We start from the raw sequence: 21588 nt of genomic DNA, 5'->3' as shown, positions 1-21588 counted from the left end.
GTTAATGCATTAGTACATGTACACCTCTTAATTCATACATTATTAATGTAAGAAAATTAAGGAGAGGGGAATGCTACATGTACCATCATCATCATTGCCAGCCTAATGTTACACAGCCAATTGTTCATCCGACGAATCATTGCTGTACACACAGTGATTCAACAACAATTGTGCCGCATATCCATCCGCAACATGTGACAAATGTTCACCATCAAAATTTCAAACATGTTCACTACTTCCCGCATACGTTTTCTCAGGTGGACCCGGCAACACATCAACACTTTAACTGCGGTGGACCTTGCTGTAACAGATAAAGTGGAATGGGACTTTTATAAGTCCCTTTTTTTAAAAGCAGGTGAAAAAATGAAAATTATTGCTGTCACAGGGTACAAGCCATTTGAGCTTGGGATATTCAAACAAGACGAGCCTGCACTTCAATACATAAAAGCGGAGCTTCAAAAAAGGCTGACAGCTTTAATTGAAGATGGCCTCGAGTGGGTTCTCATATCAGGCCAGCTTGGTGCAGAAATCTGGACGGCCGAAGTAGTATTTGAGCTTCAAGAGGAGTATCCAGCGTTAAAACTTGCCGTCATTACGCCATTTTATGAACAGGAAGAGCGCTGGAATGAACAAAACAAAGAGTTGTATGAAGGAATTCTTGCACAGGCCGATTTTGTAGAAAGTGTCACGCATAGACCGTATGAAAGTCCGGCACAATTTAAACAAAAGAACCGTTTTTTTATTGAAAAAACAGATGGACTCCTCGCCCTTTATGATCCGGAGCATGATGGCTCGCCAAAGTACATGATCAAAGAAGCGGAAAACTGTACCGATTACCCCATTATGTACATCACAATGGATGATTTGAGAGCGCAAGTTGAGGCGGAAGATCCGTTTTTTGACTAAAAGCAAGAGAAAATTTGACAACGTCACGTATTTCTGAAAAAATATACTATGAATTCACGATATGAGGTGAAAAAGATGCTTGCTGATAAAGTAAAGCTTTCTGCGAAAGAAATTTTAGAAAAAGAATTTAAAACAGGTGTCAGAGGATACAAACAAGAAGAAGTCGATAAATTTTTAGATATGGTCATTAAAGACTATGAGACCTTCAACCAAGAAATCGAAAAGCTTCAACAAGAAAACCTCCATTTGTCAAAACAGCTTGAAGAAGCCGTTGAGCAAGGGAAAAGACAGCCTGCACAGTCTAATACAACAAACTTTGATATTTTAAAAAGACTATCTAACCTTGAGAAACACGTTTTCGGAAGCAAACTTTATGATTGAGCCTTGCTGAAAAAGCTTGTGCCTCATGTCATTGTCGTTTATAATAACGCATGTTGATTAACGTTCGGGTAATCGCTGCAATGCGTTTAGACATTGCAGAGGAAAGTCCATGCTCGCACGGTGCTGAGATGCCCGTAGTGTTCGTGCCTGGCGAAAAAATAAGCCAGGGCAGCCTGGGAAAGGCTGACGGCAGGAAAAATGCCTACGTCCTTTTAGGATATGGCAAAGTATCCTTGAAAGTGCCACAGTGACGAAGTCTCACTAGAAATGGTGAGAGTGGAACGCGGTAAACCCCTCGAGCGAGAAACCCAAACTTGGTAGGGGAACTTTCTCAAAGGAACCAAACGGAGAGAAGGACAGAGTATTCTGTAGATAGATGATTACCACCTGAGTACGAGGCATTTGCCGTTTGCAGTACAATGGAACAAAACATGGCTTACAGAACGTTATATCCGTTATTATAAACATGATGAAAACAAAGCTCTCCTATTTCAACATATGGAGAGCTTTTATCTTGGAATACATAAAAGGACGAGAAAACAGGTGATAAATCAATGAAAACCTATACACTTATCGCAACGGCTCCAATGGGAATTGAAGCGATTGTTGCAAAAGAAGTAAGAGACCTTGGCTATGAATGCACAGTAGACAACGGAAAAGTGATTTTCGAAGGGGACGCGCTTGCGATTTGCCGTGCGAACCTTTGGCTGCGTACAGCAGACCGAATAAAGGTACAAGTCGCTGAATTTTCGGCAAAAACATTCGATGAGCTGTTTGAACGCACAAAGGCGATTGACTGGGCCGCTTTTTTACCGAAAAACAGCACGTTCCCTGTCATCGGTAAATCTGTGAAATCACAGCTTGCCAGTGTGCCGGATTGTCAGCGTATCGTCAAAAAGGCGATTGCGCAAAAGCTCATCTCCTCTTACAACATACAGTCTGAATGGCTTGAAGAAACAGGACCTGAGTATAAAATTGAGGTTGCCCTTTTAAAAGATAAAGCTGTGCTCACGCTTGATACATCTGGTGTAGGTCTTCATAAACGGGGGTACCGCATGGATCAAGGCGGAGCACCTATTAAAGAAACCCTTGCGGCTGCACTCGTGCTATTAACGAATTGGACACCTGACCGTCCGTTTGTTGATCCTTTCTGCGGATCAGGAACAATCGCTATTGAAGCGGCCATGATTGGACAAAATATTGCCCCAGGATTTAACCGGGATTTTGCATCCGAGTCATGGGATTGGATTGGTGAAGACGTATGGAACAAAGCGCGTCACGAAGTGGAAGAAAAGGCAAACTATGATCAGCCGCTCCACATTATTGCAAGTGATATCGATCACCGGATGATAGACATTGCAAAAATGAATGCGGAAGAAGCTGGACTAAGTGAATTGATTGAGTTTAAACAAATGCAAGTGAAAGACTTTCAAACAAAAGAAGATTACGGTGTGATTGTCGGAAATCCGCCTTATGGAGAACGACTCAGTGATAAACCAGCTGTTGAAAAAATGTATCAAGGAATGGGCGAAGCATTTAAAAGCCTAGACACATGGTCCATTTACATCTTAACGTCACACGAAAAGTTCGAAGAGTGCTTTGGTAGAAAAGCAACGAAAAAGAGAAAACTGTTTAATGGTTTTATTAAAACAGACTATTACCAATATTGGGGAAAACGCCCGCCTAGAAAACAGACAACTGAATCATAAAAAATGGTCACACCTACAGAAGGTGTGGCTTTTTTTATCGCAGAAAGGTATAAACCTTCACGGGACGGAATAAACTGAACTTGATTTTAAAAAAAGAGGTGTCTCCATGATACAATATGATCAATTTCAGTTAATCCAAAAAGCACTCGCTTCGACTGCTCAAGAAATTGAAGGGCAAGAAGGTGGACAATCTGCTCAGCTGACTGCAGCCATCGAAGATTTAGCGCTTGCTCAGGCTTACATAGAGCGATCTGAGCATGCATTTTTAATGAAGGAAACCTACCAACATCGTTTGCGGTCATAAAAAAGATTGTCATTCCCCAGCATAAATGTTACTATAGAATGTCTGAATGATTCAAAAGTTGGGGGTTGAAGCAGGTGACAGCATCTCGTTTGCCTTTTTCATTATCAAAAGAACATAATTTTTACGAAGAACTGGGCAACTGGATTGGTGATGTGTTCTATGACATTTTGCCAGAAAAGGGCTTTGATCTTCGAGATGAACAAATATTCATGGCTTTTCAACTAGAAAGAGCCTTTAAAGAAAAAAGTGTGATGTTTGCCGAAGCTGGGGTAGGCACAGGCAAAACCATCGTTTATCTATTATTTGCGGTCACATATGCAAGGTATACAGGGAAACCTGCGATTATTGCATGTGCAGACGAAACGTTAATTGAACAGCTAGTGAAACAAGAGGGTGATATCTATAAAATTGCCAATCACCTTGATATTCAAATAGATGCGAGATTAAGTAAATCGCATGATCAATATTTATGCTTAAAGAAATTAGAGAAAACCATGCAGCGTGAAGATGATGAGAAGTGGCTCGATATTTATGAAACGCTTCCTTCGTTTGTTCATGAATCACATGGGATGCAGAATTTTTATCCGTATGGTGATCGAAAAGAGTACCCAGAGCTATCCAATGATGAATGGTCACGCATTGGCTATGATTCGTTTCAGGACTGCTTGACGTGCGATATGCGTCATCGCTGTGGTTTGAATTTATCAAGAGATCATTACCGGAAAGCAACAGACCTCATCATCTGTTCTCATGATTTTTATATGGAGCATGTGTGGACGAAGGAATCCCGCAAACGCGAGGGTCAGCTTCCGCTGCTTCCAGAACATAGCTCTGTTGTATTTGATGAAGGGCACCTTCTTGAATTTGCCGCACAAAAAGCACTGACATACCGAGTGAAGCAATCAATGCTCGAAACCTTTTTAGAGCGCCTGCTTCAAAACGATATACGCGAAGAGTTTGCCGAGCTCGTTGAAGATGCACTAGCTACAAACGATGAGTTCTTTTATCTCTTAAAAACACATGCCAAAGAAATCAAGGGCTCACATCGACTTGAAATTGGCCGGGTGGATGAGGTGAAGCGTTCTGCAAGTGAATTGTGTGATTTACTTGAAAAAATCGGAGAAGCACTCGTATTTGAATCAGAGATGTATACAATCGATCAATACGAATTGTCTGTTGTAGAAGAGTACATTGAACAAATGGCGTATTCTCTGTCGCTTTATCAAAAAAATGCGATTAGCTGGCTTGAAAAGCAGGAATTAGATACGACATTTGTTGTGATGCCAAAGACTGTCGCAGAGGTACTTGGTGAAAAGGTATTCTCGCAAAAAAGACCATACATTTTCTCTTCTGCTACATTGTCTGAAAATCAATCCTTTGATTATTTAGCTGAAAGTCTTGGGATAAAAGACTACTTATCAATGAGTGTCGCTTCGCCGTATGATTACGATGAACAAATGAAGATTTATTTCCACGGGATTCAGCAGCTTCAAGAGCAAGAAGTAAAAGGACAGCAAGTGATCACTCAGCTGAAAGATAATGGAGGACGGTCTCTCATTTTGTTCCCTTCATTTGATGAACTTCATTTCTTTAGAAAGCAGCTTGAAGCATCGGATGAATCACTGCCTTTCGACGTGTACTTTGAGGGAGACGAGGAAATCAGTACGATTGTTCAAAAGTTTCAAGCGGATGAGACATCTGTGTTATGCTCTGTTCACCTTTGGGAAGGGCTAGATATTCCAGGACAATCATTAACAAATGTGATCATCTGGGGACTTCCTTACCCGCCTCATGATCCGGTATTTGAGGCGAAACGGAATGAAGCAAAGGATGCTCGTGCTGAAGTCGACCTTCCGTATATGCTGCTGCGCTTACGACAAGGTATTGGAAGACTGATTCGGACAAGCCAAGATGCAGGAACCATTCATATTTACTTTGACCGTAAAGAAGATACAGAGCTTCAAAGTAAAATTGAATCCGTTCTGCCAGTAAAGCCAATCATCACATCTTAAATAATATATAACGAAAAAAGAGAGGAGGATACCATCTGCGTATCCTCCTTTTTCATTGACAAAAGAACATTCCTTGAAGTAGCCTTGAAACGTACATACATATTTTATCGATTGGGGGAACAAACGTATGAGTCTTGAAGCACAAGAGAAAGCGTTTTATCAATTACTAGGAAAAATCGCCCACTATACGGAGGCGCTCCATTTACTTTATTGGGACTCTAGAACACAGGCGCCTAAAAAAAGCGCCGATTTCAGAGCTGAAACGATCGGTCAATTATCAAGTGATATTTTTAATATGAAGACTTCTGATGAAATGAGAGATCTTCTTGATGCATTAAATAAACACCGAGATGAGCTGTCAAAAGATACACAAAAGGCGCTCGAATTATCACAAAAAGAGTATGATGAAAACAGCAAAATTCCGAAAGAAGAATTTAAAGAATACTCGATTTTACAATCAAAAGCAGAGCATGTCTGGGTTGAAGCAAGGGAGAAATCAGACTTTTCACTCTTTGCTCCATACTTAAAACAGCTCATTGATTTTAACAAGCGTTTTATTCAATATTGGGGCGTGAAACAAACGCCATATGATGTGCTGCTCAATAACTATGAGCCAGATATGACGGTTGAACAGCTCGATCAAAAGTTTGGTGCACTTCGTGATGCCATTGTTCCTCTCGTGAAAAAAATCGAAGCCTCTCCTCATAAACCGGATACTTCATTTTTATCGAAAAGCTTTCCGATCGACAAACAAAAGGAACTGAGTCTTTTCTTCTTAAAAGAATTAGGCTATGACTTTGATGCAGGACGTCTGGATACAACGGTTCATCCGTTTGCTGTGACATTGAGCAGAGGGGACGTTCGTGTGACGACCCGTTATGATGAGCATGATTTTCGGATGGCGATCTTTGGCACCATTCATGAGTGTGGTCATGCCATCTATGAGCAAAACATTGATGAGGCGCTGAGCGGAACATTATTATGTGATGGCACATCAATGGGGATCCATGAATCACAGTCTCTTTTCTTTGAGAATTTTATTGGCAGACATGAAGACTTCTGGAAAACGTATTATCAAAAGCTTCAAGAAGCGTCTCCTGAGCAATTTAAAGATGTCTCTTTAGAAGACTTTGTGCATGCAGTGAATGAATCGAAGCCAACTTATATTCGAATTGAAGCAGATGAGCTTACATACCCGCTTCACATTATCATCCGCTATGAAATTGAAAAAGCGATATTCAATGAAGAAGTGGCGGTTGAAGACCTGCCTGCACTGTGGAATGAAAAATATAAAGCATATCTTGGCATTACGCCTCCTAATGATGCACTCGGCATCTTGCAGGATGTTCACTGGTCTGATGGTAGCTTTGGATATTTCCCTTCATATGCCCTTGGTTATATGTATGCGGCGCAACTAAAGCACCAAATGATCAAAGATTTACCGAATTTTGATGAGCTGATTCAAAACGGGTCTTTTGCACCAATAAAAGAATGGCTCACAACACATGTTCACCAGCATGGAAAACGCAAAAAGCCTTCTGAAATCATTCAAGATGCAACTGGTGAGGAATTAAATGTACAATATTTAATCGATTATTTAACTGATAAATATACGAAACTGTATTTATCTTAAATAAAAGGCACCCTTTGCTCAGAAGGGTGCTTTTTTGATGCTTGAATATTCTAAAAACGAACGTTTTGATCTGATTTATTATTTAAGTTCGGTATTTTTCTAGAAAAGTGCTTTCCAAGCGTCTGAAATCTTGTTATAATTTGAACACTATAACACTCATATAATCGCGTGATGATGGCACGCAAGTTTCTACCGGACACCGATACCGTCCGACTATGAGTGAGCAAATGAAACAGCTCTTGTTTGAGCTGAAGATCCGTGGATCGTTTTCGCATTGCTTGCTCCTCATGGACAGCAATGCTTTTTTTATGTGAAAAATAAAAATGTTTGCCAATATGCTGGGAGGAAGAATGATGGAATTGTTACGTCAAAAAATTGAGAACGAAGGAATCGTTCTGTCAAATCAAGTGTTAAAGGTAGATGCCTTTTTAAATCATCAAATTGATCCTGTGTTAATGCATGAGATCGGGCAAGAGTTTGCTAGATTATTCAAGCATGATGGCATTACAAAAATTATCACAATCGAATCTTCGGGCATTGCACCTGCTGTGATGGCTGGACTAGCTCTTCAAGTACCCGTTGTCTTTGCTCGAAAACGTCAATCACTCACACTAACAGAAAACCTATTAACAGCGAATGTGTACTCTTTTACAAAAAAAGTAGAAAGCACGATCGCTGTCTCAAATACGCATCTCGGTGAAAAAGATTGTGTATTAATCATTGATGACTTTTTGGCGAACGGTGAAGCCGCTAAAGGACTTGCCGCAATTGCAAAGCAGGCGAAGGCAAAAGTAGCCGGATTTGGCATTGTCATTGAAAAGTCATTTCAGCCAGGAAGAGATGCGCTTGTTCAAATGGGCTACCGCGTCGAATCCCTTGCACGTATTGAATCACTTGAGGAAGGGAAAGTCACGTTTGTACGAGAGGTACAATCATGAGTACAGCTAAAAAAGCCAAAACACTCTCGCTAGGGATTCAGCATGTGCTGGCGATGTACGCAGGTGCCGTTCTTGTACCACTCATTGTGGGAGATGCACTCGGCCTCACACCTGCACAACTGACTTACTTAATCTCAGCAGATATTTTCATGTGCGGGGCTGCCACGCTCCTTCAAGTTTGGAAAAATCGTTTCTTTGGTATCGGTCTGCCTGTTGTATTAGGCTGTACATTTACTGCGGTTTCTCCTATGATTGCGATTGGCTCTAAATACGGGATTTCGTCTATCTATGGAAGTATTATCGCTTCGGGGTGTATCATCATTCTGCTTTCCTTTTTCTTTGGGAAGCTTGTGAAATTTTTCCCGCCTGTCGTGACAGGGTCTGTCGTCACCATTATTGGCATTACCCTTATTCCAGTAGCGATGAACAATATGGCAGGAGGAGAAGGAAGTGCTGATTATGGTTCTTTTGAAAATCTAGGCCTCGCTTTCCTTGTGCTGTTTATCATTGTGCTGCTCTATCGGTTCACAACAGGCTTTATGAAGGCGATCGCCATTTTAATCGGTATTCTCCTTGGGACAGGCGTCGCTGCATTTATGGGGAAAGTGGAAACAGCTGAGGTGGCGAACGCTCAAGTTTTTCGTATGATTGAACCATTTTATTTTGGCATGCCTACCTTTGAATTTGCACCGATTATGACGATGACGTTAGTTGCGATTGTGTCATTAGTCGAATCAACAGGCGTTTATTTCGCACTAGGTGATTTGACAAACCGGTCATTAAAAGAGAAGGACTTAGCGAAAGGCTATCGTGCAGAAGGGATTGCTGTGTTATTAGGGGGGATCTTTAATGCTTTTCCTTACACAGCCTACTCGCAAAACGTTGGGTTGATCCAGTTGACAGGGGTCAAGAAAAATCAAGTCATCGTTGTGACAGGCGCATTGCTCATGTTATTTGGACTTTTTCCTAAAATTGCTGCATTTACGACGATTATTCCAAAGTCAGTTCTTGGCGGCGCAATGGTTGCCATGTTTGGGATGGTCATTGCCTACGGGATTAAAATGCTCTCGCGTGTGGATTTTGCCAAACAGGAAAACCTGCTGATTGTCGCTTGCTCAGTTGGGATCGGCTTAGGTGTCACCGTTGTGCCGCAAATGTTTGAGCATCTGCCAGAATCAATCAAATTATTAACAAGTAATGGCATCGTGGCCGGCAGCTTTACCGCTATTTTACTTCATATTATTTATCACATGATTCCTTTTAAAAAAGAAACCGGGCAGGACCTGATGGAAGAGCCTAAGCAATCTGTTATGTAAACCCCTCTCCAAGAGAGGGGTTTAGATGATGGACAAAGAGCTAAAATGATCTTTATTTTAGCTCTTTGTCTTCTTTTTAGCTTGATAAAAAACCTTTGAAGTCCTAGGATCCTAGGAAGGAGCGTGTGAGGGTTTGTCTACACGCTGAAAGCCCGTATCTTTTGGATACGGGCTTGTTGTGATTAGCACTATTAATGTTGTACCGGCTGCATTGTTTCGTTAATGACTGCAAATGTATAGCCCCGTGCTTTTAGCTGTGTAATCAGGCTATCTAAATAGTTTGTGGTAGAGGGTTGATCATGCATTAAAATAACTTTTGGTTCCCATGGTTTATTTTTCTCAAACATTTGCAATTGATTCAATACCTCTGGAACATATTGTGAGTTTTTATATCTCCAGTCAAGGCTATCAATCGTCCAATCCCAGTAAATAAAGCCATGTTGGTTTAAACGTACTTTTTGATGGTATGTTAAATTTGGAACACTGCCATAGGGTGTTCTCACAAGACGGGCGTAGACGCCTGTAACAGAAGCAAGAATGCGCTGAGCTTCTCTCATTTCATTTGCGGGAGACTCACTGTTCTGATAAAAGAGGTTTATATCATGCGTCATGCCATGAAGCCCCAATTGATGTCCTTCTTGATAAAGTCTTTTCACAGCTGCTTGGTGTGCTTGGATTTGCGGTCCAAGCATGAAGAACGTCGCCTTCACATGATGTGCTTTTAATACATCTAACAGCTGATTTGATGTAGCAGAAGGACCATCATCAAATGTTAAAAAGACCGTTTTATTCGTTGCCTGTTGGTTTGGATTGGTCTTAAAATGTGTATCCAATGTTCTTGTAGACTGATCTTTTGCTTTCAGATTGATGCTTGTGTCACGGAAGTCACTGCTGGCAACATTTTTTGCTTGCCCGTTTGTCGCCTGCAAATGGGCTTTAGACATATCCCAGATAAAAAAAAGAAACAGTGTAAGAAGCACTAAACCAATTACCTTTGAGAGAAGTACCGTGTTGTAGGGTGTCTTTTTTTTGGAAACCTTTTTCATTACAATCACTCCAGTCAATTAAATTTTGAGCCGAATCATGTAGTAGATTCTGTCTTTTTTCACTGTTTTTCTTGGTGATCATATTGATTAAGTATATAGTGGAAAAAATCCTTTTAATATAGAAAATTCAAATAAATTAGGAATTTATGGTTATTATTTTGTGTTGATCAGCAAAAAAAGGTGATCCATTCATGTTTAAATGAAATCATTCTGAATAATGATCGAAACGTTAATATTGATACGCTAAGATAGCATCAGATTTAACCATAAATGCGAAGCGAAGGGGAGATTCCGTATGAAAGTGTTGTATAAGTAAAGGGGGGTCTACGGTCTGAACACTTCTCTTTTAGAGGTGTTTTTTTGCATAAAAAAAGCAGGTTCGCTTGGCTTGGAACGAACCTGTGAAGGAGGAAAACTACATCATGTTTTCATTTATATTATCCAATATTTATCAATTGTCGTCAAGACAAAAAGTTAGACGGAGGAAAATGTTTTGACTGAATTGTGACGATTTGGCATGTATATCCTTTTTTCGATAGGGGATATTAACCGAAAAAAGAGGTGAAGCCGATGGCGTACATTCTTTCAGTTGGAACGAGTCATCCGAAGCATCATGTGGATCAGAAAATAGCTGCCGAATTTGCAAGGTCTCAATTTAAACGATCGTTTAAAGATATTGACCGGCTACTGAGAGCTTTTCAAAATGGAGAAATTAAGAGCAGGCAGTTTGTGCAGCCCATTGAATGGTATCAGACGCACCACTCTTTTGAAGAGAAAAACAATATCTATTTGGAAAAAGCCTTGACTCATGCAAAAGAAGCGATCATACATTGTCTTCAAGAGAAGACGTTTCTGAAAAAGCCAGTTCCGGTTGAAGAGATCGATGCATTGTTTTTTATTTCAAGTACCGGCTTATCGACCCCAAGTCTTGATGCAAAGCTTATGAACGTCCTTCCTTTTTCTCCGTATACAAAACGAGTACCGATCTGGGGCCTAGGGTGTGGGGGCGGTGCGGCAGGGCTGTCTCGGGCTTATGAATACATAAGGGCATTTCCAGAAGCAAAGGTACTTGTCGTTGCCTGTGAGCTGTGCAGTTTAACTTTTCAGCCGCAATATCAATCAAAAAGCAATTTAATCGGCACCTCCTTATTTGGAGACGGGACGGCAGCGGTTCTTTTAACTGGAGAAAAAGCTGCGCTTGAATATGCCCATTTAAAAACAATCCCTAAAGTACTAAGCACGCAATCCGTCACAATGAAGGATTCTGAGGATGTCATGGGCTGGGATTTTACAAGTGACGGCTTTCGGGTTATTTTCTCCCGTGACATTCCGTCGATGATTTCCGGCTGGTTAAAAGAGCAGGTGGATCAATTTTTAGAGGAACATGGATATTCAACTAAAGACTTGTCCGTTTTTTTAGCCCATCCTGGAGGAAAAAAAGTGATTGATGCCTATGTTGAAAGTCTATCTTTACGAGAAAATCAGCTGTTTTCTTCAAAAGAAGTACTCAAACAACACGGAAATATGTCCTCTGCCACAGTTTTGTATGTCATCAAGCATTTCCTTGAACATCAATCTGCTGAAGCGGGGGAGATGGGACTTTGCGGGGCGCTTGGTCCGGGCTTTTCCTCAGAGTTGCTGCTTATGAAATGGGAGGAGGTCTTGGCGTGATCATTTGGCTTGTCATCGGTTTTTTCGTTTGTCAGAGGCTCATTGAAATGCTTGTTGCCAAAAGAAATGAAAAGAAAGTAAAAGCACTAGGTGCCATTGAATTTGGTGCTAGTCATTATCCTTATATGGTCGCTATGCATACGGCTTTTTTTCTCTCACTGATAGTTGAGATAACGCTTTTACATAAAGGGCCATCCCAGTATTTTCTTGTACTGCTCCTTTTGCTGATGGCTACACAGATCATTCGGTACTGGGCTTTATGCTCCCTAGGGACGTACTGGAATACAAAGATTTTAGTCGTTCCAAACGCAACGATTATAAAAAAAGGGCCGTATCGCTGGTTGAAACACCCTAACTATGTCGTCGTGGCGATTGAGCTTATACTGATCCCGCTATTGTTTGATGCATATGTCACTGGCATTTTGTTTACATGTTTAAATGCATGGATGATGGCTGTACGAATTCAAACAGAGGAGAAAGCATTAAATCAGTATTTGCTAAATTAATATTGAAAATCATTATCAATTGTGCTACACTTTCATTAATGATAAGCATTCTCAATCATGAAGGATGGACGGTGATCACATGACAATGATTTTCTTACTCGGTACGGTGTGTGTATACAGCCTATTAATTGGCTTCGTATTAAAAGGTGTCTCCAAAAAATCTGCTTCCTGATTCCAGTCAACTGCGACTGATCGGGCAGCAGATTTTTTTATTTCCCCAGATCAGAAGAAAAATCTCTTTATTTTGTGTAAAATGGTATCACATACATAACTGACTTTTCTAAAAACAAAGGGGTTTATCGTCATGAAAGACTTGTCTATTCGAGATTCGCTCGTTCAAACTACAGGAGCTTTATATCAAAGCTTTCTCAAAAGGGATGATTATGAGCGCGCAGCCAAACTTGCATCGATTATCAAAAAGGAAGCAGAAGAAGAAGTATATATCGCATTTACCGGCCATTATTCTGCTGGAAAGTCATCACTTGTAAATTATCTACTTCATGATCACATTTTGCCAACGAGCCCAATCCCAACAAGTGCAAACTTGGTCGTCGTGAGGAAAGGCGAAAGTGAAGTTCAGCTTCATACCTCTGATGGCCGATTTGCAAAAATGAGCGGCTCTTATGATAAAGAAGCAGTACAGCGTTTCTGTAAGGACGGAGAACAGATTGAAATGGTGGAAATTAGCGGTGACTATAGAGGACTTGAAGAAAAAGTGGCGCTGATTGATACGCCCGGAATTGATTCGACGGATCATGCCCACTTTTTATCTGCTGCGTCTATTCTTCATCAAGCAGATGCTCTTTTTTATGTCGTTCACTACAACCATGTTCATTCGGAGGAAAACATTCGTTTCATTCGCTCCATTAAAGAGAAAGTGCCAAATCTTTATTTCATCGTAAACCAAGTCGACCGGCATGATGAGCATGAGACAGCGTTTGAAGACTACAAAAATCAAGTAGTTGATATGCTTCAAAAAGAAGGCATTGAAGAAGAACATCTATACTTTACATCTGTAACCGATGAGACCCATCCAAGAAATGAAATGATTCGTTTAGTCAAAAAACTGCAAGAATTACAGACATTGCCGAAGGCCTCACTTCGGGCTTATACGGAGCAGAAAATTGAGCATGTCCTAAAAGAACACATTGACTCGTTAAAAGAAGACCTGCAAGGTGAGGAGCTTGAGTCACAGCTCGAAGAAAAAAGAATAGAAGTAAATGAATTGGAAGCGAAAAATCACTTCATTGAAAATGGGGCCAAACAGTTAGAAGAAGAAGTATCTACTGAAGTCGAGAGCATTTTGAAAAATGCCAACCTCACTCCATTTAAAATGAGAGAACTCGCAAGCGGCTATATTGAATCAAAAGCACCTGGCTTTAAAGTGGGACTGCTTTTTGCTAAAAATAAAACTGAGCAGGAAAAAGAAAAACGCGCAAATGACTTCTTATCAGATGTCAAAACGAGAATGAAGGCAGAAGTGGACTGGCATATTGCTGAGCTACTAAAAAAAGAAGTCAAGAAACATCAACTTGGTGAAGAATTATTAAATCAAGTGATGGCGTTTGAAACGCCTGTACAAGAATCACTTCTTGAAAGTGTGATTCATCATGGAGCAACGTTCTCTAATGAATACGTACTGCAATATGCAAAAGATGCTGGCGAAGCCTTGAGAAGAAAGGCTAAGCAGCAAGTGATGCCACTGATTGAACAAATGGTGGAGTCGCTGAAAGCCAAGCTGATGGAAGATAAAGCAGGACAGCAAGAAAAATGGGCTCAGTCAGCAAAAGAGCTCCAAACACTCGAGCAGTGCACCAGAAAAAATGAACAAATGAAGCGAGATATTCAGCATGTATGGGATATATGGCAAAATGGAACGGATGAAAAGATCGAAGAAGATTGGTTTTATGCGAAAAAGAGACAAATGCAGCATGACCAGCTAAAGCAGGATCAAGCGACCATTCATCCTGAAGAGAGCGACCAAGATAAACCGAACAAGCAGATAGAGCAACCTCAAATGCGTCAGTCACAGCATGTCACGACGGCACAGTCGATTGCCCAATTTGAGCAGCTTTCTCAGATTTTATTGCCATTAGATGCGCTCCAATCTCAAAGGAAGTCCTTTGAAAAACGAACAAAACGGCTGCAAGCGAAAGAATTCACACTCGCTTTATTTGGGGCTTTTAGTTCGGGGAAATCTTCTTTTGCAAATGCTCTCGTCGGGAGAAAGGTGCTGCCATCCTCTCCCACACCAACAACGGCAACGATTAATAAGCTGAAGCGGCCGGCAGAAGGTCATCCGCATGAAAGTGTCAAAGTGGTGTTCAAAACAGAACAGGATATATTAGAGGAGCTCAATCAGATCCTAGGATTTCCGATCTCAGAAGAAAAGGGAGAGACGTTTACATCCAAGCTCGAACGAGCCCTGAAAAAAAGACAGCTTGAACAAGATCATCGCGTTATTGTTGAACATTTTTTACAGGCACATACTCGTTTCCTTCATCACATTACGAAGCAAACGCCGCTTCATGTCACCCTTCAAGAACTGAGGCCATACGTGGCGGAAGAAGCTGTTTCTTGTGTGGTGAAAGAAGTGACGGTTTATTTGAGTACACCTCTAACAGATAAAGGGCTGACTATTGTTGATACGCCAGGCGCCAGTAGTATGAATAAGCGTCATACAGAGATTGCTTTTCAATATATGAAGGACGCAGATGCGCTTCTTTATTTAACTTACTACCAGCACTCTTTTTCGAAGGCAGATCGGTCATTTTTACGTAAGCTTGGGCTTGTAAAAGATTCATTTAGCATGGATAAAATGTTCTTTATTATCAATGCAGCTGATCTCGCAAAGGATCAAGAAGAGCTTGACACCGTCTTTGACTATGTAAAAAGTGAGCTCACAAAAGAAGGCATAAGAAACCCAAACCTTCATCATGTCTCCAGTAAGGAAGAGATCGAAGGAAAGGGAGAGACAGCTTATAATCAATACGCAAAGCTTAGAAAGCAGCTCGACTATTTTATTGACGAAGAATTAACGAAAGATGCGATCGAGCTGTTATATTTTGAAGCCGGTACATTATGTAGAACAGTCGACAAACTGCATGCGACGCTGCATCAATCAGAAGATGAAAAGCAAGTGGAAAAGAAAAAGATAGATGCATCCTATGGAGCGATTCTTGATCAAATGAGCCATATAAAACAATCTAAGCTAGTGACAGAAAGCGTGAAAAAGGACTTACATGAACAGCTCTATCATATTGTGCAGCGCCTATCACTATTTGCGAATGATCTGTTAAAGACAGCCTTTTATCCTGGAATATCTCAAGGGAATTTCGGACAGCAATTGAAAAAAGCGCTTGAGAAGGCGCTAAAGGATTATGAATTTGAATTTATACAGGAGTTAAAGGCGCTTGATATTCGGATGGAATCGTTTATTCATCAATACTTCCAAGAGGAGTGGGAGAAAGGATTGCAGAAGGCATGTGCAGAAGACCCTTACTTTTCTCTCTCGCTGTCGCCGCCAGAAGAGAAAAATGCTGAACTAAAACAAATTGAAGTCGAAGCTGAACTAACACCATTCGAACCGCTCTTAAAGAAACAAAAATCAGCGAAAGTTTTCTTTGAACAGAATGGTAAGGCTGCGTTTATTGAAGCGATTCGAGACATTCTTCATCAGTTAACCATGAAATGGGCAGATAAAGAAAAAGAAGAATTACTGAGCAGGTACGATATGATGGTGAAGACCTTTACGGAAAGATATGAAACAGAAGCGCTCGAGCAGCTAAGTGAACAAAAACAAACATTTATCATGAGCCTAACAACAGATCCCAAAGAGCAGGCCGTTATTGAACAAGTTTATGAACAAATAAATGAGTGGAAGAACCAGTTGAAAACCATTTGATTCATGGTAGACTAAATAAAAAAGAAAGCAGTTGATACAAAATGACGAGCGTACACGAAGAGATTTCCGCACACTCACAAAAGCAGCATGCCCATATCCAGTCCTTTCTTGAGCTTGAACATAAAAGAGAACAAGCAATAGAGATGGCTGTTGTCAAATGTGAGCAAAACGAGTCATTTACAACAGACGAGATCAACGCCATTACGTCGAAGATGAATGAGCTTGCACGAGGCGGTATTGTTCCATTGCGAAAGCTTGTGACGAATGATATGGTCAGGGAGTATGTCGAGCGCAAACAGAAGTAAAGAGTAACATTCTCTTTTTTGGTCATCTTAATGAATGTACCGAGAAAGGGGAATGATCATGAAAAAAAAGCAACAGGCAAAGCAGCAGGATGAGCGTGACCCTAAACAAAAAGACATGCCGTCCTATGCAGAAGCAGAATCGAAAAAAATGCAATATGGTCAAAAGTAAACAGGCTGCCTCTTCTTTTCCAAAAGAAGAAGGCGCCTTTTTTATGTCTAGTTTTGCGTTCTGTGATAGAATAGGAGTATTGTTTTGAAAAGGGAGTTTATAAGAATGAGTAAACACGTACTGCTTGTAGATGGAATGGCGCTTTTGTTCAGAGCGTTTTATGCGACGGCTGTCCATCGCAATTTTATGATAAATGACCACGGTGTGCCAACAAATGGAGTGAATGGCTATTTGAAGCACTTATTAACAGCTGTACAGACATTTGAGCCAACTCATATTGTGTGCTGCTGGGATATGGGGAGTCAAACCTATCGAAACGAATTGTTTCAAGATTATAAAGCAAATCGTGGAGAGGCGCCTGTCGAGCTCATTCCGCAATTCGATTTAGCGAAAGAAGCGACAGAAGAACTAGGAATTGTGAATATTGGTTTAAAAGGCTTTGAAGCAGATGATTGTATTGGAACACTTGCTGCGCTTTACCAAAAAGAAGCACGCGTGACTGTCCTCACTGGCGACAAAGATTTACTGCAAATTTTAAATGAACAAGTGACTGTTGCTTTGATGCAAAAAGGAATTGGCAATTATAAGCATTATACAAAAGCCTTATTTGAAGAAGAAATGGGAATCTCACCAAAGGCACTCATTGATATGAAAGCACTCATGGGTGATGCAAGTGATAATTATCCAGGTGTCAAAGGAATCGGAGAAAAAACGGCTTTGAAATTTATTCAAACATATGAAACGATTGATGGTTTGTTAGAAAATGTCCATGAACTAACGGCTGCACAGCAAAAGAAAATGCAAGCAGGATTAGAAGATTTGAAACTTTCTCGTCTATTGGCAGAGATCAAATGTGATGTCCCGCTCAGCTGTCCAATGGATGAGGCGAAAATGAACATCAATCAAGAACGAGCTGCTGCTATGCTAAGGCACCATCAAATCAAAGGAATCGAACCGATGATGAATCGTTTAAATACAATAGAGATCAGCTAAAGCCGATCTCTTAGGTTTATCTTTTTGTATTGCTTTTCTTCGCTCTATTTTCCAGCTGAGATAGTGGCTGTTTATCTTTTGTTTGCGCATCACCTTGTGGGGTTGTCCCATTTGTGACACGACCTTTATTTTCTTTATCCAATCAGTATCACCTCACACACATTAGCATAACCGAAAAAAAGCGATTCATCCTTTAGAAAGGTGAATCGCTTTTCTAGCGAGCTGATCTGCTACTTGATTTTCCTTACTCGGAATCCATTTAATAAAAAATAAATCAAACTGGCTTTGGAGCTCGATTATCTCTTTAATAAAATGCTGAAATGCTGGATTTTTAGCAAATCCTGCATTGGCTGCGCGGTCAACTACTTGTGAATCTGTGCGAAATGAAACGGTACGCAATCCTTTTTCTGCACAAATTTTCATCCCCTCGATCAGAGCAGAAAATTCTGCTTCGTGATTGCTCATGGATTCAAGAGGAATGGAGAAGGATTCAGCCTTTCCATCATATTTGATGAAAATGCCGATGCCAGAAGGACCTGGATTACCTGCACTCGCACCATCAATGTATATTTCAGCTGGCAAATTACTTCATCCTTTCATCAAGCGGAACCATTTTTTTCGCTGCATACGCATATGGTGTGGAAATCGCAGCGACGATAAATTTAATGACATATGTCGTGATAAAAATTTCAATCCATACTTGAGTTGGATACGTGCCAAGAAAGGCAATGGTCGTAAAAATCAGTGTATCAAGAAGCTGGCTAATCATCGTACTTCCAGCATTGCGCATCCAGAGCGCACCATCAGAGGGAAATATCCGGCGAATAAACGAATATACATAAACATCTAGCATTTGACTGATGATATAAGCAGCGAGACTGCCGAGTGCCACCCTTGGCATAAAACCAAATATGGTTTCCAGCGATGATTGTGAGATATCAGATGGAGCAGGATCGAAAAGCAAAGCCTCCTGCATGACAACAGTTAGTGTTAAAAGGGTCGTAAAACCAATCCAAACCGCTTTTTTCGCTTCATGTTGTCCATATTTTTCATTCAACACGTCCGTTGCAAAAAAGACACTGCCGTACAAAATATTTCCAAGTGTGGCTGTTAAGCCAAACAATTCAACGGTTTTCACCACTTGTAAGTTAGCGGCAGCCGTCGCAAAGCCAATCCAAACGAAAAGGCCCATCTTGCCAAATCCTTTATAAAATAGAAGAACAATGATAAAATTAATGATCGCAAATAAGATCCAAATACCTTCATTAAACAAGTGACATGAACTTCCTTTCTCATTGTAAAATGTAACTTTTTGATTATAGCATAACGTATGTTTACCTTAAAAGCACGGGAAGGCGATGTGATCAATGAAATTAAGAGCACACTACACAATGAAAGTGAAATCAATTGGGTCCATTGTTTTTTACCAAGAAGATTGGTTGGAGCTAAAAGAGGCCTTGAGATTAGCTAAACATATTGACAAAAAAGAACCACAGTCTCTTCTGTCATTTGAAGATGAAAAAGGGGCTATGTGGTCTATAAAAGAGCTTGAAAAGCTAAATGAAGAATTAAAGCTTGAGCCTGATCAGCTTCAAGTCTATTTTGATGCAAGTTTTCATAAAGAAACAGGTGACTCTGGTCTTGGCGTTGTCGTCTACTATAAGCTAGGAAAAGACGCTTATCGATTGAGAAAAAATCAGCCTTTCCAAGGAATTACCAATAATGAAGCAGAGTATGCGGCTTTATTTGAAGCAGTAAAAGTTTTAAAAGATCTAGGAGCAAGCAGAAATTCTGTCACGATTAGAGGAGATTCACTTGTTGTCATGAATCAGTTAAAAGGAGAATGGCCTTGTTATGATGATGTACATAACAAATGGCTTGACCGAATTGAAGCGGCTTTAAAAGAGCTGAAGCTGACGCCAACCTATGAAGCCATCGATCGGAAACAAAATGCAGAAGCGGATCAGCTTGCAAGACAGATTCTTGCAGACGTCCCAATCGAAAGTACATTGAAATTAGAAGCAGACGGAGCTGAATAATGTGGATAAAAAAACAGCAGTACAAGAATTGACCGATCTTCAAGACACGTATTGTTCAGATTGTTTGATTAAGAAGCATTTTCGAAAAGAATTTGGCAAAAAATATGCCCATTCCTTTTGTATACAGCAATGCACCGTTGGAGAGAAAATAAAAGAATATGGGCAAACGCTGCTCAAAAAATAAGAGGACGCACCGGTTTTCCCTGCTCAAACATCCGTTCTTGAAAAAAAACGGATAGAATGTGTAAAAAAAGAACATATTTCGAAAAATGAGCCGATATAACTATAGAAAGTTTTGGTTGAGTTACTTTTTGACTAAGTGACGGACATTAGAGGAAAAGGGGAAGGCCGGTATGAATAATAAGGAGTTCGAAACGGTATTACATCGAACATTTCAAGAGGTGTACAGCGATCTAGAGCAACTTGTAGATGTGGCAAAGAAGGGAAGACCTTTTCTCGAAAAAGATATCTCTGAAATTGAACAACGACTGAAGCAAAATATTTTAGCAATTGAAATTCAGCTGAAAATCAAATAAGAGAGGCATAAGCCTCTCTTTATTTTGCATCATTGATTTAGTTGATTAGATTTTTGTTACGTTTGCAGCTTGAGGTCCACGATTACCTTCAACGATTTCAAAAGAAACTTCTTGTCCTTCTTCTAAAGACTTGTAACCGTCACCTTCGATAGCTGTGAAGTGAACGAATACATCGTCTCCGCCTTCAACTTCAATGAAGCCGAAACCTTTTTCATTATTGAACCATTTTACTTTACCGTTTTGCATATTGCTTTTTCCTCCTAGTACTGTAGCATACCTTTAGGCATACTAAAAAAAATTTTCATCACCTAACGACTTTGCAGTTGTTAAATGATGGTTCCACTATACACCATCAAAAGTAAAGCGTCAAGCGGGAGAGCCAAATTTTGAGCAGAATGTTTGATTTTTTTTGACAAATAACAATTATAGCTGAACCGTCCCCATTTTCTGAAACTTTATGCACAGTTTGTCCGTATATAAAAAAAATACAGAAAGAGGTGCTATCATGAATCGTTATACACTCGAAGAATTTGTTCAGAATACGCAGCAGGAAGATAAGGGAGAAGGGGTCTTCGAACTTGAAACACCAAGACTTTTAGAAATTAATTTGACTGATACCATTTGGGCAAAAACAGGTTCCATGGTTTCGTACCGAGGCAAAATCAAATTTGAACGAGAGGGCGTGTTTGAGCATGGCGTCTCAAAGATGTTCAAAAAAATGCTGTCAGGAGAAGGCACTTCACTCATGAAGGCAACAGGTGATGGGAAATTATATGTAGCAGATCAAGGCAAAAAAATCTCAATTCTTCGCCTGGCTCAAGGGGAATCCATTTTTGTGAATGGGAATGATCTGCTCGCATTTGAACCTTCAGTCCGCTGGGATATCAAATTGATGAAAAAAGTATCGGGGATGCTTGCGGGTGGATTATTTAATGTCAAATTAGAAGGACCAGGCCTTGTTGCGATTACGAGTCATTATGAGCCGCTCACATTGATTGTTCAGCCGGGTGACTCTGTCTACACAGATCCGAATGCGACAGTTGCATGGTCAGGGGATTTAAAAACTGAATTTGTGACAGATGTTTCATTCAAAACCTTTATTGGCAGAGGAAGCGGTGAGTCTATTCAAATGAAGTTTAGCGGAAGCGGATTTGTTGTCGTGCAGCCGTTTGAAGAAGTGTACACAACAAATGGAAATCAAGGATAAAGAAAAAAGGTGT

24 protein-coding genes, 1 other RNA gene and 1 riboswitch are annotated in these 21588 nt (G+C 40.4%); of the genes, 20 read left to right on the top strand and 5 right to left on the bottom strand.

Annotated features, from left to right (window positions below; translation table 11 throughout):
• Positions 1-77 precede the first annotated feature (77 nt).
• From cotD to pbuX, 10 genes are all read left to right on the top strand, one after another.
• On the top strand, positions 78-314 hold the full coding sequence (gene cotD, locus MHH68_RS09985; protein ID WP_080984739.1) for a spore coat protein CotD: 237 nt from the start codon (positions 78-80) through the stop codon (positions 312-314).
• 49 nt (positions 315-363) lie between these two features.
• Positions 364-906 (top strand): DUF1273 domain-containing protein, encoded by a 543-nt coding sequence (locus MHH68_RS09980; RefSeq protein ID WP_313956009.1) that lies wholly within the window; start codon positions 364-366, stop codon positions 904-906.
• 75 nt (positions 907-981) lie between these two features.
• Positions 982-1287 carry a cell division regulator GpsB gene (gene gpsB / locus MHH68_RS09975; RefSeq protein WP_012010336.1) on the top strand — a complete coding sequence of 102 codons (306 nt, stop codon included), beginning with the start codon at positions 982-984 and terminating at the stop codon, positions 1285-1287.
• A gap of 60 nt (positions 1288-1347) precedes the next feature.
• An RNA gene (gene rnpB / locus MHH68_RS09970) (RNase P RNA component class B) lies at positions 1348-1731 on the top strand.
• A gap of 110 nt (positions 1732-1841) precedes the next feature.
• Entirely contained in the window at positions 1842-2996 is a 1155-nt protein-coding gene (locus MHH68_RS09965) for a class I SAM-dependent RNA methyltransferase (protein WP_339162876.1), read from the top strand.
• A 106-nt stretch (positions 2997-3102) separates the two neighbouring features.
• Complete coding sequence (locus MHH68_RS09960; RefSeq protein WP_003215966.1) at positions 3103-3300, top strand: hypothetical protein; 198 nt, start codon at positions 3103-3105, stop codon at positions 3298-3300.
• 74 nt (positions 3301-3374) lie between these two features.
• Positions 3375-5312 carry an ATP-dependent DNA helicase gene (locus MHH68_RS09955; RefSeq protein ID WP_058014845.1) on the top strand — a complete coding sequence of 646 codons (1938 nt, stop codon included), beginning with the start codon at positions 3375-3377 and terminating at the stop codon, positions 5310-5312.
• A gap of 127 nt (positions 5313-5439) precedes the next feature.
• Entirely contained in the window at positions 5440-6945 is a 1506-nt protein-coding gene (locus MHH68_RS09950; protein ID WP_058014846.1) for a carboxypeptidase M32, read from the top strand.
• 136 nt (positions 6946-7081) lie between these two features.
• Positions 7082-7181, top strand: a riboswitch (purine riboswitch).
• Positions 7182-7298: 117 nt separating this feature from the next.
• Positions 7299-7883, top strand: a complete 585-nt coding sequence (gene xpt, locus MHH68_RS09945) for a xanthine phosphoribosyltransferase (RefSeq protein WP_144462829.1) — start codon at positions 7299-7301, stop codon at positions 7881-7883.
• On the top strand, positions 7880-9199 hold the full coding sequence (pbuX, locus tag MHH68_RS09940) for a xanthine permease PbuX (protein ID WP_144462831.1): 1320 nt from the start codon (positions 7880-7882) through the stop codon (positions 9197-9199). The genes xpt and pbuX overlap by 4 nt, the downstream gene beginning before the upstream one ends.
• Positions 9200-9390: 191 nt before the next feature.
• On the opposite strand, the gene MHH68_RS09935 is transcribed toward pbuX, so the two are convergent.
• On the bottom strand, positions 9391-10245 hold the full coding sequence (locus MHH68_RS09935) for a polysaccharide deacetylase family protein (RefSeq protein WP_268467664.1): 855 nt from the start codon (positions 10243-10245) through the stop codon (positions 9391-9393).
• 570 nt (positions 10246-10815) lie between these two features.
• On the opposite strand from MHH68_RS09935, the gene MHH68_RS09930 reads away from it, so the two are divergent.
• The 6 genes from MHH68_RS09930 (at position 10816) to MHH68_RS09905 (ending at position 17793) form a co-directional block, all read left to right on the top strand.
• Positions 10816-11916: a 3-oxoacyl-[acyl-carrier-protein] synthase III C-terminal domain-containing protein gene (locus MHH68_RS09930; protein ID WP_339162871.1), complete on the top strand. Its 1101-nt coding sequence runs from the start codon at positions 10816-10818 to the stop codon at positions 11914-11916.
• A complete protein-coding gene (locus tag MHH68_RS09925) occupies positions 11913-12422 on the top strand; it encodes an isoprenylcysteine carboxyl methyltransferase family protein (protein WP_081042315.1) in 510 nt (169 codons plus the stop codon). The genes MHH68_RS09930 and MHH68_RS09925 overlap by 4 nt, the downstream gene beginning before the upstream one ends.
• 64 nt (positions 12423-12486) lie before the next feature.
• Entirely contained in the window at positions 12487-12594 is a 108-nt protein-coding gene (gene fbpC / locus MHH68_RS09920) for a Fur-regulated basic protein FbpC (protein WP_306172627.1), read from the top strand.
• Between the two features lie 132 nt (positions 12595-12726).
• Positions 12727-16326 carry a dynamin family protein gene (locus tag MHH68_RS09915; RefSeq protein WP_339162867.1) on the top strand — a complete coding sequence of 1200 codons (3600 nt, stop codon included), beginning with the start codon at positions 12727-12729 and terminating at the stop codon, positions 16324-16326.
• A 41-nt stretch (positions 16327-16367) separates the two neighbouring features.
• Entirely contained in the window at positions 16368-16631 is a 264-nt protein-coding gene (locus MHH68_RS09910; RefSeq protein ID WP_144462839.1) for a YpbS family protein, read from the top strand.
• Between the two features lie 274 nt (positions 16632-16905).
• The gene (locus MHH68_RS09905) at positions 16906-17793 is read left to right on the top strand and encodes a 5'-3' exonuclease (RefSeq protein ID WP_058014852.1); all 888 of its coding nucleotides are present in this window, start codon (positions 16906-16908) and stop codon (positions 17791-17793) included.
• Positions 17794-17809: 16 nt separating this feature from the next.
• On the opposite strand, the gene MHH68_RS09900 is transcribed toward MHH68_RS09905, so the two are convergent.
• Genes MHH68_RS09900 through MHH68_RS09890 form a run of 3 tightly spaced genes read right to left on the bottom strand, consistent with a single transcriptional unit; the run spans position 17810 to position 19066 of the window.
• Positions 17810-17935 (bottom strand): hypothetical protein, encoded by a 126-nt coding sequence (locus MHH68_RS09900; RefSeq protein WP_003215584.1) that lies wholly within the window; start codon positions 17933-17935, stop codon positions 17810-17812.
• Between the two features lie 44 nt (positions 17936-17979).
• Positions 17980-18375: a reverse transcriptase-like protein gene (locus MHH68_RS09895; protein WP_339162863.1), complete on the bottom strand. Its 396-nt coding sequence runs from the start codon at positions 18373-18375 to the stop codon at positions 17980-17982.
• A gap of 1 nt (position 18376) precedes the next feature.
• Positions 18377-19066 carry a queuosine precursor transporter gene (locus MHH68_RS09890; protein WP_058014855.1) on the bottom strand — a complete coding sequence of 230 codons (690 nt, stop codon included), beginning with the start codon at positions 19064-19066 and terminating at the stop codon, positions 18377-18379.
• A 94-nt stretch (positions 19067-19160) separates the two neighbouring features.
• Between MHH68_RS09890 and MHH68_RS09885 the strand changes: the two genes are divergently transcribed.
• The 3 genes from MHH68_RS09885 to MHH68_RS09875 all read left to right on the top strand — a co-directional run bounded on the left by MHH68_RS09885 (position 19161) and on the right by MHH68_RS09875 (position 20368).
• Entirely contained in the window at positions 19161-19832 is a 672-nt protein-coding gene (locus tag MHH68_RS09885; protein WP_061408294.1) for a ribonuclease H family protein, read from the top strand.
• Between the two features lies 1 nt (position 19833).
• Positions 19834-20016, top strand: a complete 183-nt coding sequence (locus MHH68_RS09880; RefSeq protein ID WP_003215998.1) for a zinc-finger domain-containing protein — start codon at positions 19834-19836, stop codon at positions 20014-20016.
• Positions 20017-20185: 169 nt separating this feature from the next.
• Positions 20186-20368 carry a hypothetical protein gene (locus tag MHH68_RS09875; RefSeq protein WP_003215507.1) on the top strand — a complete coding sequence of 61 codons (183 nt, stop codon included), beginning with the start codon at positions 20186-20188 and terminating at the stop codon, positions 20366-20368.
• A 45-nt stretch (positions 20369-20413) separates the two neighbouring features.
• Here the strand turns inward: MHH68_RS09875 and cspD are convergent, their stop codons facing one another.
• Positions 20414-20614, bottom strand: a complete 201-nt coding sequence (gene cspD, locus MHH68_RS09870; RefSeq protein WP_003215784.1) for a cold-shock protein CspD — start codon at positions 20612-20614, stop codon at positions 20414-20416.
• A gap of 259 nt (positions 20615-20873) precedes the next feature.
• On the opposite strand from cspD, the gene MHH68_RS09865 reads away from it, so the two are divergent.
• Positions 20874-21575 carry an AIM24 family protein gene (locus tag MHH68_RS09865; RefSeq protein ID WP_058014857.1) on the top strand — a complete coding sequence of 234 codons (702 nt, stop codon included), beginning with the start codon at positions 20874-20876 and terminating at the stop codon, positions 21573-21575.
• Positions 21576-21588: the final 13 nt, after the last annotated feature.

The organism is Bacillus sp. FSL K6-2841, assembly GCF_037976435.1.
Classification (GTDB): domain Bacteria; phylum Bacillota; class Bacilli; order Bacillales; family Bacillaceae; genus Bacillus; species Bacillus pumilus.
The sequence above is the reverse complement of the archived record's forward strand: the minus strand, read 5'-3'. Positions and strand labels throughout refer to the sequence as shown.